The sequence below is a fragment of the Modestobacter sp. SYSU DS0904 genome, assembly GCF_054051115.1.
Window position 1 is genome coordinate 1 of sequence record NZ_JBJHAQ010000059.1, and the last position, 13,888, is coordinate 13,888.

At 75.2% G+C, this 13,888-nt stretch carries 15 protein-coding genes; 9 read left to right on the forward strand and 6 right to left on the reverse strand.

Annotated features, from left to right (window positions below; genetic code table 11):
• Window positions 1–123 precede the first annotated feature (123 nt).
• Complete coding sequence (locus ACI79U_RS20635) at window positions 124–273, forward strand: hypothetical protein (RefSeq protein WP_457070674.1); 150 nt, start codon at window positions 124–126, stop codon at window positions 271–273.
• Window positions 274–287: 14 nt separating this feature from the next.
• Here ACI79U_RS20635 and arfB read toward each other — a convergent pair whose 3' ends face one another.
• Window positions 288–725 carry an alternative ribosome rescue aminoacyl-tRNA hydrolase ArfB gene (gene arfB / locus ACI79U_RS20640; RefSeq protein WP_457070676.1) on the reverse strand — a complete coding sequence of 146 codons (438 nt, stop codon included), beginning with the start codon at window positions 723–725 and terminating at the stop codon, window positions 288–290.
• Window positions 726–793: 68 nt separating this feature from the next.
• On the opposite strand from arfB, the gene ACI79U_RS20645 reads away from it, so the two are divergent.
• The 3 genes from ACI79U_RS20645 to mmuM all read left to right on the forward strand — a co-directional run bounded on the left by ACI79U_RS20645 (window position 794) and on the right by mmuM (window position 3,221).
• Complete coding sequence (locus ACI79U_RS20645; RefSeq protein WP_457070678.1) at window positions 794–1,411, forward strand: hypothetical protein; 618 nt, start codon at window positions 794–796, stop codon at window positions 1,409–1,411.
• A gap of 104 nt (window positions 1,412–1,515) precedes the next feature.
• The gene (locus tag ACI79U_RS20650) at window positions 1,516–2,307 is read left to right on the forward strand and encodes a hypothetical protein (protein ID WP_457070680.1); all 792 of its coding nucleotides are present in this window, start codon (window positions 1,516–1,518) and stop codon (window positions 2,305–2,307) included.
• The gene (gene mmuM / locus ACI79U_RS20655; RefSeq protein WP_457070682.1) at window positions 2,304–3,221 is read left to right on the forward strand and encodes a homocysteine S-methyltransferase; all 918 of its coding nucleotides are present in this window, start codon (window positions 2,304–2,306) and stop codon (window positions 3,219–3,221) included. Before ACI79U_RS20650 ends, mmuM begins: the two co-directional genes overlap by 4 nt.
• 7 nt (window positions 3,222–3,228) lie before the next feature.
• Here the strand turns inward: mmuM and yidD are convergent, their stop codons facing one another.
• The 3 genes from yidD to ACI79U_RS20670 all read right to left on the reverse strand — a co-directional run bounded on the left by yidD (window position 3,229) and on the right by ACI79U_RS20670 (window position 4,958).
• A complete protein-coding gene (yidD, locus tag ACI79U_RS20660; protein ID WP_457070684.1) occupies window positions 3,229–3,750 on the reverse strand; it encodes a membrane protein insertion efficiency factor YidD in 522 nt (173 codons plus the stop codon).
• A 4-nt stretch (window positions 3,751–3,754) separates the two neighbouring features.
• Window positions 3,755–4,543: an SDR family oxidoreductase gene (locus ACI79U_RS20665; RefSeq protein WP_457070687.1), complete on the reverse strand. Its 789-nt coding sequence runs from the start codon at window positions 4,541–4,543 to the stop codon at window positions 3,755–3,757.
• Between the two features lie 292 nt (window positions 4,544–4,835).
• Complete coding sequence (locus ACI79U_RS20670) at window positions 4,836–4,958, reverse strand: hypothetical protein (protein ID WP_267128589.1); 123 nt, start codon at window positions 4,956–4,958, stop codon at window positions 4,836–4,838.
• 167 nt (window positions 4,959–5,125) lie between these two features.
• Between ACI79U_RS20670 and ACI79U_RS20675 the strand changes: the two genes are divergently transcribed.
• Window positions 5,126–7,747: a DEAD/DEAH box helicase gene (locus tag ACI79U_RS20675; RefSeq protein WP_457070690.1), complete on the forward strand. Its 2,622-nt coding sequence runs from the start codon at window positions 5,126–5,128 to the stop codon at window positions 7,745–7,747.
• An 18-nt stretch (window positions 7,748–7,765) separates the two neighbouring features.
• On the opposite strand, the gene ACI79U_RS20680 is transcribed toward ACI79U_RS20675, so the two are convergent.
• Window positions 7,766–8,323, reverse strand: a complete 558-nt coding sequence (locus tag ACI79U_RS20680; RefSeq protein WP_457070692.1) for an SRPBCC family protein — start codon at window positions 8,321–8,323, stop codon at window positions 7,766–7,768.
• A gap of 182 nt (window positions 8,324–8,505) precedes the next feature.
• Between ACI79U_RS20680 and ACI79U_RS20685 the strand changes: the two genes are divergently transcribed.
• Window positions 8,506–10,014 carry a diguanylate cyclase domain-containing protein gene (locus ACI79U_RS20685; RefSeq protein ID WP_457070694.1) on the forward strand — a complete coding sequence of 503 codons (1,509 nt, stop codon included), beginning with the start codon at window positions 8,506–8,508 and terminating at the stop codon, window positions 10,012–10,014.
• A 28-nt stretch (window positions 10,015–10,042) separates the two neighbouring features.
• On the opposite strand, the gene mgtE is transcribed toward ACI79U_RS20685, so the two are convergent.
• Window positions 10,043–11,365, reverse strand: a complete 1,323-nt coding sequence (gene mgtE, locus ACI79U_RS20690) for a magnesium transporter (RefSeq protein WP_457070696.1) — start codon at window positions 11,363–11,365, stop codon at window positions 10,043–10,045.
• Window positions 11,366–11,448: 83 nt separating this feature from the next.
• Here mgtE and ACI79U_RS20695 point away from each other — a divergent pair, with 83 nt between their 5' ends.
• From ACI79U_RS20695 to ACI79U_RS20705, 3 genes are all read left to right on the forward strand, one after another.
• On the forward strand, window positions 11,449–12,237 hold the full coding sequence (locus ACI79U_RS20695; protein WP_457070698.1) for a sulfite exporter TauE/SafE family protein: 789 nt from the start codon (window positions 11,449–11,451) through the stop codon (window positions 12,235–12,237).
• Window positions 12,234–12,995 carry a sulfite exporter TauE/SafE family protein gene (locus ACI79U_RS20700; RefSeq protein WP_457070700.1) on the forward strand — a complete coding sequence of 254 codons (762 nt, stop codon included), beginning with the start codon at window positions 12,234–12,236 and terminating at the stop codon, window positions 12,993–12,995. Before ACI79U_RS20695 ends, ACI79U_RS20700 begins: the two co-directional genes overlap by 4 nt.
• A 106-nt stretch (window positions 12,996–13,101) precedes the next feature.
• Window positions 13,102–13,854, forward strand: coding sequence for a hypothetical protein (locus ACI79U_RS20705; protein ID WP_457070702.1), 753 nt, complete (start codon window positions 13,102–13,104; stop codon window positions 13,852–13,854).
• Window positions 13,855–13,888 lie beyond the last annotated feature (34 nt).

Consider the following 13,888-nt stretch of genomic DNA (forward strand, 5'->3'; position numbering starts at 1 on the left):
CCCCCCCCCCCCCCCCCCCCCCCCCCCCCCCCCCCCCCCCCCCCCCCCCCCCCCCCCCCCCCCCCCCCCCCCCCCCCCCCCCCAGGGGGTGACGTGCGGCGTGGCGTCGGCCAGGCTGCGCACATGGAACCGAGCGTGCAGGAGCGACTGGTGGCGACGGCGACCGACGAGACGCGGGTGCCGTTCTGGGTGGTGCTGGCCGGGGTGGGTGTCGGCGCCTTCTGGTCGCTGATGGGCGTGCTGGTCGGCACCCGCGTGGCCCGCCGTCGTTAGGGATCCCGGGCGGCTCAGTCCCACCGGCCGCGCAGGCGCTTGGTCTCCCCCCGCTGCTTCTTGGCGGTGATCCGCCGCTCCTTGGAACCGCGGGTGGGCTTGGTCTTCCGCCGGGCCGGCGCGGGCGGGGCCAGGGCTGCCCTCAGCACGGCGGCCAGTCGCTCGCGGGCGGCCTCCCGGTTGCGCAGCTGCGCCCGGTGCTCGCTGGCGGCGACGGTGAGCACGCCGTCGACCAGCCGGTTGCCGAGGCGATCGGCCAGCCGCGCCCGCTGGGCGTCGGTCAGCCCGGGCAGCTCCAGCGGTGCCACCGACAGCTCCACCCGCGAGTCCGCGGTGTTCACCCCCTGGCCGCCGGGCCCGGAGGACCGGGAGAACCGCCACGACAGCAGGCCGGCCGGGACGACGAGGGACGCCGTCACCGGCAGGTCACCGAACGCGTCGTCCCCGGGCACCCGGCCATCTTGCCTGCCCGGCGCGTCGCCCACGACCGGTATCCGGGATGACCTGCCAGGCTGCGGCCATGACAGACGAGGGGACCGCCCACCCCGGCCCGCTGCCGCTCGCCGCGGCGGCCGTGCTGCTGACCGCCGCTGCCGGCGTCGTCGGGTCGCGGGACTGGCCGGCGCCGCGACGGACGCTGTCGGGCTGGCAGGTCGCCGACGTCCCGGCGTCGCTGCTGGCCGTGGTCGTCGGCACCGCACTGGTCTGCCTCGCCGTCGCCGCCGCCCTGACCCGCCCCTGGGCGCTGGGGTCCACCACCGCTGCCGCGACCTGGGGGGCGCTGGCGGTGGTCTCCGCGTTCGCGCAGGGCTGGAACGACGTCTACTTCGCCGCCCTGGGCGGCGGCGAAGGCCCCGTCATCCCGGTGTTCGACTGGCTCTTCACCTTCGTGCCGGTGCTGCTCGTGGGCGTGGCCGCCCGGTCACTCGGCCGTCGGGCCCACCTGCGGGCCACCGTGGGGATGGGCGTGCTGACCCTGCCGATGCTCGCCCTCGGCTGGGCGCTCTACGCCGACGCCGGGCTCGCCGAGGCGCTGCTCGGGTCGCTGTACGCGGCCGGGGTCTTCGGCGTCATCCCGCTGCTGATCGCGGTGGCCATCACCCTGCCGAGGAACCGCCGGGCCACCCCGGTCGGGTGAGCAGCGGGCCACCTGACCCCGTTCGGTGACCACCGTGTCGCCCGGTCCGGTGACGGACCGGCGTTCCGGTCGCGCACCCGGTCACCGGGTGTGACGCTCGGGCCGTGACTCAGGACGCCTCGCCGCGGCTCCACCTGGTGACCGGCAACGCCGTCGCCCCGCTGGCCGACGATGAGCGCCCAGCTCGGCCGGCCGGGTCCGAGAACCCGGTGATGGCGGACCTGCTCCGCCGCGCCGAGGCCCTCGACGCCCGGACGGCGGAGGAGACCCGGCCCCGCGCGATGCGTCCCACCGGGTTGCTCGGACTCGGGTTCGGGTTCACCGTCCTGCTCGCCCTGCTCGGTCGGCAGCCCTGGCAGCTGCCCGGCCGGGACGGCGGCGGGCTGTCCGACGTGCCGCAGTCGTTGGTCTCCTTCGTGCTGATCAGCGCGCTGCTCTGCCTGTGCGGCGCGCGGCTGGTGCGCCCGGCGGCGGTCCTCCCGTGCGCCCAGGTGCGCCTGTGGTGGGGCCTGCTGCTGGGCTCGGCCGCCGTCTCCGGCGTCGCGGCCCTGTCGCTGGCGTCGTTCACGACGGCCGGGGAGCGCCCCGGGGACCTCCTCGTCCGCTGCCTGGTGCCGCTGGTGCCGGCGGTGCTGGCCGGGCTGCTCGCCGCGGACGCCGGCCGGGCGGCCCGGGTCCGGCTGGCCCTGGGCACCGGCCTGGTCACCGTGCCGCTGACCGGCCTCGGCTGGGCGCTGCTGTCCTCGGCGCCGGTCTCCACCGCGACCTTCGCCGACGTGCTGGCCGTGACCGGCGTCGCCGGCGCCGCCCCGCTGGCCGTCGCCGTGGCCTTCGTCGCGGCCGACCGCCGCACCCCGGGTCTGCTGCGGTCCCGCCGGGCACCATCGGAGGCGTGACCTCCCTCGCTGCCGCGCTCACCGCCGGCCCGGTCGTCCTCGACGGCGGGCTGTCCACCGAGCTGGAGGCCCGCGGGCACGACGTCAGCTCCGCGCTGTGGTCCGCCCGGCTGCTGCGCGACGACCCGGCCGCGGTGGTCGCCGCGCACGCCGCCTTCGCCGTCGCCGGCGCCCAGGTGCTGACCACCGCCAGCTACCAGGCCACCCTGCCCGGGTTCGCCGCGGCCGGGATCGACGGCGACCGGGCCCGGGCGCTGATCGCGAGCTCGGTACGGCTGGCCCGCGACGGCCTCGCCGCCGGCGGACGGGCCGGCTGGGTGGCCGGATCGGTGGGGCCCTACGGGGCGTTCCTCGCCGACGGGTCGGAGTACACCGGCGGCTACCTCGGCACCGTCCCCGTCACGGAGCTCCGCGCGTTCCACCGGCCCCGGCTGGCGCTGCTGGCCGAGGCCGGGGCCGACGTCCTGGCGGTCGAGACGCTGCCCGGCGCGGCCGAGGTCGAGGCGCTGCTCACCGAGCTCGTGGCCCTCGACGTCCCGGCCTGGCTGTCGCTCACCAGCGTGGCGGGCCCGGACGGCGTGCCGCGGACCCGCCGCGGGGAGCCGCTGGCCGAGGTGGTCGCGCTGGCCCGGGACGTCGCGCAGGTGATCGCCGTCGGGGTCAACTGCACCGATCCCGCCGGCGTCGCCCCGGCCGTGCGGGTCGCGGCCGAGGCAGGCGGGAAGCCGGTGGTGGCCTACCCGAACAGCGGTGAGCGCTGGGACGCCGCCGCCCGCCGGTGGACCGGGGAGCCGGGGGTCGGCGACGTCACCGCCTGGGTGGCCGCCGGGGCGCGGCTGGTCGGCGGGTGCTGCCGGGTGCGCCCCGCCGACGTCGCCCGGGTCGCCGCGGCGGTCCAGCCCCCCGCCGGGTGACCGGCGCTCAGTCGGGCACCGGGTCGGCGCCGCGCCGGCCGCCGGGCCGGCAGCGGATTAGCCGGCGGACCGTCAGCCAGCTGCCGTGCAGCGCACCGTGCCGCTCCAGCGCCTCGACCGCGTAGCCCGAGCAGGTCGGGGTGAAGTGGCAGCACGGCGGACGGCGGGGGCTCACCTCACGCTGGTAGAGCCGGATGGCGGCCACCAGCCGGTCGGCCACCGGTCCACCGGTCCCCTCCGCGCGGACCCGGCGCAGCGTGCGCGGGGCGACCAGCAGCAGGTCCATCCCGCAGCCGACGGCGTTGGCCAGGCAGCAGCCGGTGTTGAGGAACAGCAGGTCGCGCAGGCAGGAGTCGTTGCGCCGGTAGCCACGGTGGCCCGGCGCCGGCCCATAGCCCGGCCCGTAACCCTGCCCATGACCCGGGCCGTAGCCGCCGTACCCGGGTGGCGGGCCGTACCCGCGGCGGCGCGGACCCCAGCCACGCCGCCGGCGACGCGGCCCGCCACCCCAGCCCCAGACGAAGACCATCGGGCTACAGGATCGGCTTGCCGCCGGTGACGGCGATCCGCGCACCGGAGACGTAGCTCGACTCGTCGCTGGCCAGCATCACGTAGACCGGCGCGAGCTCGGCCGGCTGCGCGGGCCGCTCCAGCGGGGTGCCACCGAAGCTCGCCACCTGCTCCGCCGGCATCGTCGCGGGGATGAGCGGGGTCCACACCGGCCCGGGCGCCACGCTGTTGGCCCGGATGCCCTTCTCGCCGTACATCTGGGCCAGGCTGGCGGTGAAGTTCGCGATCCCGGCCTTGGTCATCGCGTAGGGCGCGAGCGTGGGCCGGGGCATGTCGGAGTTCACCGACGAGGAGTTGATGATCGAGGCGCCGGCCTGCATGTGCGGGATGGCGTCCTTGCAGAGGGTGAACATCGCGGTCAGGTTCAGCGCGACGGTGTGGTCCCACTCGTCGTCGCTGATCTCGTCGAGCGTCTGGTGGGCCATCTGGAACGCGGCGTTGTTGACCAGGACGTCGATCCCGCCCAGCTCCTCCAGCGCCCTCGGGATGATCGTCTTCTGGTGCGCGCGGTCGGCGAGGTCTCCGGGCACGAGCACGCACTTCCGGCCGGCCTGCTCGACGTACTTCGCGGTGTCCTGCGCGTCCTCGTGCTCGTTCAGGTACGCGATGAGGACGTCGGCGCCCTCCCGGGCGAACGCGATGGCGACCGCGCGGCCGATCCCGCTGTCGCCCCCGGTGATGACGGCCCGCTTGCCGGTGAGCCGGCCCGAGCCGGTGTAGCTCTCCTCGCCGTGGTCGGGCCGGGGGTTCATCTGGCCGAGGGTGCCGGGCGGGGTCTGCTCCTGCTCGGGAAGGGACTCAGGGCGGGGTGACGACACGGTGGTTCCTCCTGCTGGTCGGGCGGTGGCACCTGGCGCACGCTGCTCGCGCGCACCGGCCCCGGTCGGGGCCCGGTGCGGTGCCATGCCGTCCCCCGCTACCCGGGCGATCGCCCGCGGAACCAGCGACCTGGGACCCGGTTGCGGCCACAACGACACCGGGCGGTGTCGAGGCGGGCACCCGCAGGTGCTCTCCTCGACACCGCCCGGTGTCAGCGCCGCTCGGTCAGGCGGCGCGCGCCATCGGCGTCTCCGCGCCGACCGGCACCCAGCGCATCTCGAGGTGCCGACGGCCGTCCCGGTCGGTCACCAGCGTCCAGCGGCACTCCGGGCAGAAGCGTTCACGCATGTCCCATCCACCTTTCGTTCACCTGCTGTTCACCTTCTCCCCTGCATCGACCGATCTCACGCACATCCGTAGGACTCGTGACCGTTTCGTTACCAACGCCCGTGGTCGACCGCCGGGAGGACAGGGCGCCGGGAAGCTCCAGGGCATCGGGCACGCTGTTGCCCACGATGACGCTCATTCCTGCCGGCACCGACGCCACCCCGGCCGACTCCCCCGCCGCCGCACTGCCCTCGCCCGCCGTGCGGTCGCTGATCGGCGACCCGGACGACCTCACCGAGCTGCAGTCGCTGGCCGGTGACCCCGACGCCCTGTTCACCCACTTCGCCGAGTGGGCCGCCGAGGGCGGCACGACGCTGTACCCGGCGCAGGAGGAGGCGCTGATCGAGCTGGTCAGCGGGGCCAACGTCGTGCTTGCGACCCCCACCGGCTCCGGCAAGTCGCTGGTGGCCACCGGCGCGCAGTACGCGGCGCTGGCCAACGACCGGGTGAGCTTCTACACCGCCCCGATCAAGGCGCTGGTCAGCGAGAAGTTCTTCGCCCTATGCGGGGTCTTCGGCGCGCAGAACGTCGGCATGCTCACCGGCGACGCCTCGGTCAACGCCGACGCCCCGATCATCGCCTGCACCGCCGAGGTGCTGGCCAACATCGCGCTGCGCGAGGGCCCGGACGCCGACATCGGGCTCGTGGTGATGGACGAGTTCCACTTCTACGGCGACCCCGACCGCGGCTGGGCCTGGCAGGTGCCGCTGATCGAGCTGCCGAAGGCCCAGTTCCTGCTCATGTCGGCCACCCTCGGCGACGTCACCGACCTGCGCGAGGACCTCACCCGCCGCACCGGCCGGCCGACCGCGCTCGTCGCCCACGCCGAGCGACCGGTCCCGCTGCACCACTACTACGCGACGACGCCGATGCACGAGACGATCCAGGAGCTGCTGGACACCAGGCAGGCGCCGGTCTACGTCGTCCACTTCACCCAGGCCTCGGCGCTGGAGCGGGCCCAGGCGCTGATGAGCGTGAACGTCTCCACCAAGGAGGAGAAGCAGGCGATCGCCGACATGATCGGCGGCTTCCGGTTCTCCTCCGCCTTCGGGACGACGCTGTCCCGGCTGGTGCGGCACGGCATCGGTGTGCACCACGCCGGGATGCTGCCCAAGTACCGGCGGCTGGTCGAGCAGCTGGCCCAGGCCGGGCTGCTGAAGGTCATCTGCGGCACCGACACCCTCGGCGTCGGGATCAACGTGCCGATCCGCACCGTGGTGTTCTCCGCGCTGAGCAAGTACGACGGCACCCGGATGCGGATGCTCACCGTCCGGGAGTTCCACCAGATCGCCGGCCGGGCCGGGCGCGCGGGCTACGACACCGCCGGCACCGTCGTCGTCCAGGCACCCGAGCACGAGGTGGAGAACCTCAAGCAGTTCGCCAAGGTCGCCGACGACCCGAAGAAGCGCCGCAAGCTGGTGCGCCGCAAGGTGCCCGAGGGCATGGTGCCGTGGAGCGAGTCGACCCAGCAGCGGCTGATCAACGCCGAGCCCGAGCCGCTGACCAGCCACTTCCGGGTGTCAACCGGGATGGTGCTCAACGTGCTCGCCCGCCCGGGCGACCCGGTGGCGGCCATGCGGCACCTGCTCACCGACAACCACGAGCCGCGGACCCGGCAGCTGCGGCACATCCGCGAGGTCATCGGCATCGCCCGCTCGCTGATCACCGCCGGGGTGGTCGAGCGGCTCGACGTCCCCGAGCCCGACGGGCGGCGCTACCGGCTGACCCTGGACCTGCCGCCGGACTTCCAGCTCAACCAGCCGCTGTCGACCTTCGCGCTGGCCGCCATCGGGCTGCTCTCCCCCGGCCCGGACGCCGAGGGCAACGACACCTACGCCCTGGACGTCGTCTCGGTCATCGAGGCGACGCTGGACGACCCGCGCCAGATCATCGCCGCCCAGCTGAACAAGGCCAAGGGCGAGGCGGTGGCGCAGATGAAGGCCGAGGGGATCGAGTACGAGGAGCGGATGGAGCTGCTCGAGGAGATCACCTACCCCAAGCCGCTGGCCGAACTGCTCGACCACGCGTTCGAGGTCTACTCCGCCGGCAACCCGTGGGCGCGGGACGCGCAGCTGTCCCCCAAGTCCGTGGTGCGGGACATGTGGGAGCAGGCGATGACCTTCCGCGAGCTGGTCAACCACTACGGGCTGACCCGCTCCGAGGGGGCGGTGCTGCGCTACCTCTCCGACGCGTTCAAGGCACTGCGCTCGGGCGTGCCCGCGGAGGCGCGCACCGAGGAGGTCACCGACCTGGTCGAGTGGCTGGGTGAGCTGGTGCGCCAGGTCGACTCCTCGCTGCTGGACGAGTGGGAGCAGCTGACCAGCCCGGACCAGCCGCTGGACGCACCGGTCGCCGTCCCGGCCCGGCCCCGGCCGCTCACCGGCAACGAGCGGGCGTTCACCGCGATGGTGCGCAACCAGCTGTTCCGCCGGGTCGAGCTGTGGGCCCGCCGCCGCTGGTACGACCTGGGTGAGCTGGACTCCGCCGCCGGCTGGGACGCCGACCGGTGGGGCGAGGTGGTGCAGGCCTACTTCACCGAGCACGCGGAGGTGGGCACCGGCGCCGACGCCCGCGGCCCCGCCCTGCTCGTCGTGGACCGCACCGAGCCGCGGCTGTGGCGGGTCCGGCAGATCATCGACGACCCCGCCGGTGACCACGACTGGGGGTTCGACGCCGAGGTCGACCTGGACGCCTCCGACGAGGAGGGCACGGTCGTGCTCCGCCTGGTGGGCGCCGGCCGCAAGGACTGATGAAGGACCCCGTCCTCCTCATCCCTCGCGAGCTCGGGACGAGCCTCTGGACGGGGCCGAACGGCGGAAGGTGGGGCCCGGGGGCGACCCGAGCACGGCGTGCGGGTCGCGGCGGCGGCGCAGCTCCAGCGCCAGGCTCTCCTCGCCGCGAGCCATCGCCCAGCGGTGGTTGGCCGCGAACGCCGGCCGGAGCAGCCAGCTGAGCCGGGCCAGCAGTGGCTTGGCCGCCGCCACCCGCCAGTCGTAGGTGGTCACCACCTCGGTCCCGTCCTGGACGAAGGTCCACCGGCCGGTGCCCACCAGGTCACCGCTGGCGGCCAGGGCGAACCCGGCGTCGGTCATCGTCTCGGTGATCCGCAGCGTCCAGCGCAGCGTGTACGGCAGCCAGCCCGTGGTGAACACCTCCACCGTGCGCCCCACGCCGTCCGGCCCGCCGTCGTCGACCGGGACGACGTCGAGGTAGACGGCCGGCCACCAGCGGGGCAGCGAGGCGCTGTCGCTGAGCACGGCCCGCACCTCGGCGATCGTCGCGGTCACCCGCCACACCGTGCGGAAGCAGTACGCGGGTGCGGTCACGTCCGGCACCCTGCCCACCCGCGCCGGAACTGTCCATCCGGGTCCACCCCAGCCCGGCACCCGGCACCACCGGGCGGCCGACGTGATCGACCCGGATGGGTGATGCAGGACTCCCGTGCAGATGACGAAGAACTGGGTGGACGCACCGGTGGACAGCCCCGGGCCGTAGACGAGGACCGGACATGACCCCACGCCTGGCGACGCGCCGGTCGCCGTTCCGCCGGCCCGACGACATGGTCGAGGGCACCCGCTGGCTGTTCGGCGTCTGCGCGCTGATCTCCCTCGCCCTCGCCTACGTGGGGGCCGTGCCGGGCGCCCCGGCCGTGAGCGTGCTGCTGCTGACCGTCTCCGCGCTCGCCCTCGCCGCCTCGTGGCTGCACCGGTACCGCACCCGACGCAGCCACCAGGCCCTCGACCTGCTCGACGTGGTGGCGCTGACCGCCTTCGCGCTCGGCTGCCCGGTGCCCGCGGTCGCCTTCGGCGCGACGTTCAGCGCGCTGTGGTTCCGCGCGGTCTACGGCCGCACCCGGGACATCTGGTTCTACGCCACCGGCCAGTGCCTGGCCCTGGTCGCGGCGCTCGTGTGGTGGCAGTCGCTGCCGGGTCACGACACCCCGGCGCCCGCCGGGCCGGTGCTCGGCGCCCTGCCCCTGGTCTTCCTGCTCGCCGTCGTCGCCCGGCACCTGGCGCTCGGGCTCTTCGCCCGCGAGCGGGCGCAGGCCCGCGACGCGGCCCTGGTCCGCCTGGGCACGCGGCTGCTGGGCCTGACCGACGAGGCCGAGGTCGCGGCGCGGGGGTGGGCGGCGGCGGAGGAGGTCTGCGCGGCCACCCCCGGTCTGGTGATCCTGGCGCTGGAGGACGACGGCACCGCCCTGCGCCTCGTCGACGCCGCCGGCGGCCTCGGCAACGGCCTGCCCCCGCTCCCCCGCACCTTCGTCACCGAGATCGCTGGCACCGACGAATGGCACCCGGTGACCCCGCCCCCGGAGCTGATGACGGCCACCAGTGCCCAGACCTGGCTGCGCCTGCCGACGCCCGACCACGAGGACCGGTTCCTGCTCGTGGGCGCCCGCGGCCCGCTGCCCCGGGAGACGCTGGTCGCCGTGCGCGCCCTGACCAACCAGATGGCCCTGGCGTTGCAGATCTGCGCGGTGCACCGGGAGCTGCGCAACCAGGCCGAGACCGACGCGCTGACCGGCCTGGCGAACCGGGCGGCGTTCACCGCCGCCCTGGCCGAGGTCAGCGCGTCCGGCGCCGAGGACGCCTGGGTGCTCTTCGCCGACCTGGACGGCTTCAAGGAGGTCAACGACGAGCACGGCCACGCGGCCGGCGACGCGGTGCTCCGCACCGTGGGCGCCCGGCTGGCCGCGGCGGTGCGCGCCCCGGACCTCTGCGCCCGGCTCGGTGGCGACGAGTTCGCCCTGCTCATCCGGGCGGACGACGGCACCGCGGCCCAGCACCTCGGCCAACGGCTCGTGGCGGTGGTGGCCGAGCCGGTGTGGGTGGCCGGCCACCCGCTCGCCGTCCAGGCCAGTGCGGGGGTCGCCCGGGTGCTGCCCGGCCGCCCCTGGGACGAGGCGCTGCAGCACGCCGACCTGGCCATGTACACCGCCAAGTCGACGCGCTCCGGTCAGGTGCTGCTGGACGGCGCTCCCGTGACGGGGCAGCCCGCCGAGGTGACCTCCTCCTGAGCCGTGGCGGCCCGGGACCGGAGACCCCTCACAGGCCGAGGACCGCCTGGGCGATGAGGAAGTAGACGATCAGTCCGGTGGCGTCGACGAACGTGGTGATGAACGGCGCGCTCACCACCGCCGGGTCGACACCCACCCGCTTGGCCAGCATGGGCGTCAGCGCCCCGGCCGTGGTCGCCAGCGTGCAGACCACGACGAGCGCGGCGCACAACACCACCGCGATGTCCGCGCCCACCAGCCAGGTGGCCGGGCCGAACCCGACCAGGGCCAGCAGCGCGCCCAGCAGCGCCCCCGTCGTCAGCTCCCGGCCCACCACCCGGGGCAGGTCGGTGAACCGGACGTCCCCGACGGCCATCGCCCGGATCACCGTGGTCGCCGACTGGGCCCCGGTGTTGCCACCGGTGCCGATCAGCAGCGGGACGAACAGCGCCAGGGCGACCACCTGGTCCAGCACGTCCTCGAAGTAGTCCAGCACGTTCACCGTCAGCGCCGCCGCCGCGATGAGCACGAGCAGCCACGCCACCCGGGTCCGCGCCAGGCCGACCACTCCGGTGGTCAGGTAGGGCCGGTCCAGCGGCTCGCTCCCGCCGGTGCGGGCCAGGTCCTCGCTCTCCTCCTCCTCCAGCACCCGCATCGCGTCGTCGACGGTGAACAGCCCGACCAGCCGTTTCTCCGCGTCGACCACCGGGACGGCGACCAGCCCGTGGTCGCGGATCACCCGCGCGGCGACCTCCTGGTCCTCGGTGGTGCGGACGACGACCGGCGGGGACATGACCTCGGCGACGGGTACCGCCGGGTCGCTGACGAAGAGCCGGCGCAGCGAGACCACCCCCACCACGCAGCGCCCCTCCCCCACCACCGGCACCGTGTAGATGGTCTCGGCGTCCGGCTCCCCGCGGCGCACCTGCTCCACCGCCTCGCCGACGGTCAGCGTCACCGCGACGGCCACCACCTCCGGCGTCATCCGTCGCCCGGTGGAGTCCGGGGGGTAGCCGAGCAGGGCCGTGGTCATGGCCCGCTCGTGCTCGTCCAGGCCGGACAGGAGCCGGGCGGCGACGCTCGCCGGCAGCTCGTCGAGGAGGCTGGCGCGGTCGTCGGGGTCGAGCCCGGCCATCAGCTCGGTGGTCGACTCCTCGCGCAGCTGGTCGATCAGTTCCCGCTGCAGGGTGGGGTCCAGGTCCTCGAACACCGCCAGGGCGCGGTCCTTCGGCAGCGAGCGGAACGACACCGCACGGGCAGCCGGGTCCAGTCGCTCCAGCTCGTCCACGACCGCCGGCACGTCGAGGGGGTCGAGCGCCTGGTGCAGCGCTCGCAGGTCACCGGCGCGGGCGAGGGCGGCGAGTTCGGGCATGGCCCCTGTCTACCCAACCCGGCCCCGTCGGGCAGGACGTCGGTCACAGTCGAGGGCTGTGGGACCCTCGCGCCGATGAGCGCATGACGGCCTGGGAGATGGTGGCGGTCGCCGTCGCCGGGCTCGCCGCCGGGTCGATCAACGCCGTCGTCGGCTCCGGCACCCTGGTGACCTTCCCGGTGCTGCTGACCGTCGGCCTGCCCCCGTTGCCGGCGACGATCTCCAACTCCCTGGGCCTGGTGCCGGGCAACCTCACCGGCGCCATCGGCTACCGCCGCGAGCTGCGCGGCCAGCGCGGCCTGCTCCTGCGGTTGTTCCCCGCCTCGGTGCTGGGGGCGCTCACCGGTGCCTTCCTGCTGCTGCACCTGCCGGCCTCGGCGTTCGAGGCGATCGTCCCGGGACTGGTGGCGCTGGCCGTCGTGCTGGTCGCCGTCCAGCCGCTGCTGCAGCGCCGGCTGGCGGCCCGGCGGGCCCGGGCCGGCACCGCCGAGGAGGTGTTCCGGATCGGGCCGGGCCGGCTGGCCGCGCTGTTCGCCGGGGCCTACGCGACCGGCACCTACGGTGGCTACTTCGCCGCGAGCCAGGGCGTGCTGCAGATCGGGATCTTCGGGCTGCTGCTGCGCGAGCCGCTGCAGCGGCTCAACGCGATCAAGAACGTGCTCACCCTCGGGGTGAACGCGGTCGCGGCGCTGACCTACGTCGTGGTGGCCACCGACCGGATCGACTGGACCGCGGCCGCCCTGGTCGCCGCCGGCTCCCTGGTGGGTGGGTACGTCGGCTCGACGCTGGGGCGGCGGCTGCCCGCCCCGCTGCTCCGCGGCGCGATCGTCGTGCTCGGCCTCGTGGCGCTGGGGGTGCTGCTGAACCGATGAGCGCACCGGAGTTCGTCCTGCTGGTCCTCGCCGGGGTCGGCGCCGGCCTGACCGGCAGCATCGCCGGGCTGGCCTCGCTGGTGAGCTACCCCGCCCTGCTGGCGACCGGCCTGTCCCCGTTGTCGGCCAACGTCACCAACACCGTCGCGCTGGTGCTGAGCAGCGTCGGCTCGGTGAGCGCCTCGCGCCCCGAGCTCACCGGGCAGGGGCCGCGGCTGGTCCGGCTGGGCGTCGCCGCGGTGCTCGGCGGCGTGGTGGGCGCCGTCCTGCTGCTGCTCACCCCGGCGGACGCCTTCGAGCGGCTGGTCCCCTTCCTGATCGCCGCCGCGTCGCTGGCGATCCTCGTCCAGCGGTCGCCGCGGGAGCTGGCCGCCGAGGGCGCGGGACGCCCGCACCGTGACCACTGGGGGCTGGCGCTGGGCACCTTCCTCGTCGCGATCTACGGCGGCTACTTCGGTGCCGCGGCCGGCGTGCTTATGCTGGCGATGTACCTGCTGGTGCTGGGCGAGGGCGTGCCGCGCGGCAACGCGCTGAAGAACGTGGTGCTGGGGCTGGCCAACCTGGTGGCCGCGCTCGGCTACGCCTTCCTCGCCGACGTCGCCTGGCTGGCCGCGCTGCCGCTGGCCCTCGGGTTCTTCGTCGGTGGCCGGCTGGGGCCGCGGGTGGTCCGCCGGGTGCCGCAGCGGCCGCTCCGCCGGGTCATCGCCGTCGCCGGGCTCGGACTCGCGCTGCACCTGGGCATCGACGCCTTCGGCTGACCGGCATCGACGCCTTCGGCTGACCGGCATCGACGCCCTCGGCCGACCGCATGCCCGCCCCCGGTCCGGGGCACCCACTCCCCGCGCCCGACCCGACGGAGGACCGATGACCCAGCCCGGCCACGCCGCCGACCGCTTCACCCGCGAGCTGGACGCGGCCCCACCGGAGCTGCACGCGCCGGAGATGCTCGGCGTCCGGCTGGCCCGTGCCTGCGCCGCCGCGCTGCCGGTGGACGGCGCCGGGATCGGCATCCACGACTCCGGCGGGCTCCGAACGCCGCTGGGCGCCAGCGACCCGACCGCGGCCCAGGCCGAGCGGTTGCAGTTCACCCAGGGCGTGGGGCCGTGCATGCAGGCCCACGACGACGGCGTCACCATCGCCTTCGACGAGGCCGACATCGCCCGCAGCTGGCCGGCGCTGCACGCGGCGCTCACGACGACGACGCCGTTCCGCGCGGTGCTCTCGGTGCCGCTGCTGCCCCCCCTGGGGCCGCTGGTGGTGCTCGACCTCTACGCCCGTGACCCGGAGCGGCTCCGGGCGGTCGACCGCACGGAGGTGGCCGACGTCGTCACGGCGGTGACGCTCGAGATGGCCGCTGCGGCCCGGAGCAGCGCCACAGCCCAACCCGACCCTGGCCGGGGCTGGTGGGAGGGCCCCGACGCGCTGCGCCGCGCCCGGGTCTGGCAGGCGATGGGGATGGTCAACGTCGCCCACGGGCTGGACTGCGAGGACTCGCTGGCGCTGCTGAAGGCCTACGCGTTCGCGGCGGACCGGGTGGTGGACGACGTCGCCGCGGACCTGGTCACCGGCCGGCTCCCGCTGGACGCCCTCCGGCTGCCCGCTGACGGGCAGAGCTGACCGGCGGCGCCCGGCCGGTGGCCGGGCGCCGCAC

Coding starts and splice junctions, on each gene's coding strand:
- ACI79U_RS20635 (WP_457070674.1), top strand. CDS start 124: ATGGAACCGAGCGTGCAGGAGCGACTGGTGGCGACGGCGACCGACGAG.
- ACI79U_RS20645 (WP_457070678.1), top strand. CDS start 794: ATGACAGACGAGGGGACCGCCCACCCCGGCCCGCTGCCGCTCGCCGCG.
- yidD (WP_457070684.1), bottom strand. CDS start 3,750: ATGGTCTTCGTCTGGGGCTGGGGTGGCGGGCCGCGTCGCCGGCGGCGT.
- ACI79U_RS20665 (WP_457070687.1), bottom strand. CDS start 4,543: ATGAACCCCCGGCCCGACCACGGCGAGGAGAGCTACACCGGCTCGGGC.
- ACI79U_RS20670 (WP_267128589.1), bottom strand. CDS start 4,958: ATGCGTGAACGCTTCTGCCCGGAGTGCCGCTGGACGCTGGTGACCGAC.
- ACI79U_RS20675 (WP_457070690.1), top strand. CDS start 5,126: ATGACGCTCATTCCTGCCGGCACCGACGCCACCCCGGCCGACTCCCCC.
- ACI79U_RS20685 (WP_457070694.1), top strand. CDS start 8,506: ATGACCCCACGCCTGGCGACGCGCCGGTCGCCGTTCCGCCGGCCCGAC.
- mgtE (WP_457070696.1), bottom strand. CDS start 11,365: ATGCCCGAACTCGCCGCCCTCGCCCGCGCCGGTGACCTGCGAGCGCTG.
- ACI79U_RS20695 (WP_457070698.1), top strand. CDS start 11,449: ATGACGGCCTGGGAGATGGTGGCGGTCGCCGTCGCCGGGCTCGCCGCC.
- ACI79U_RS20700 (WP_457070700.1), top strand. CDS start 12,234: ATGAGCGCACCGGAGTTCGTCCTGCTGGTCCTCGCCGGGGTCGGCGCC.
- ACI79U_RS20705 (WP_457070702.1), top strand. CDS start 13,102: ATGACCCAGCCCGGCCACGCCGCCGACCGCTTCACCCGCGAGCTGGAC.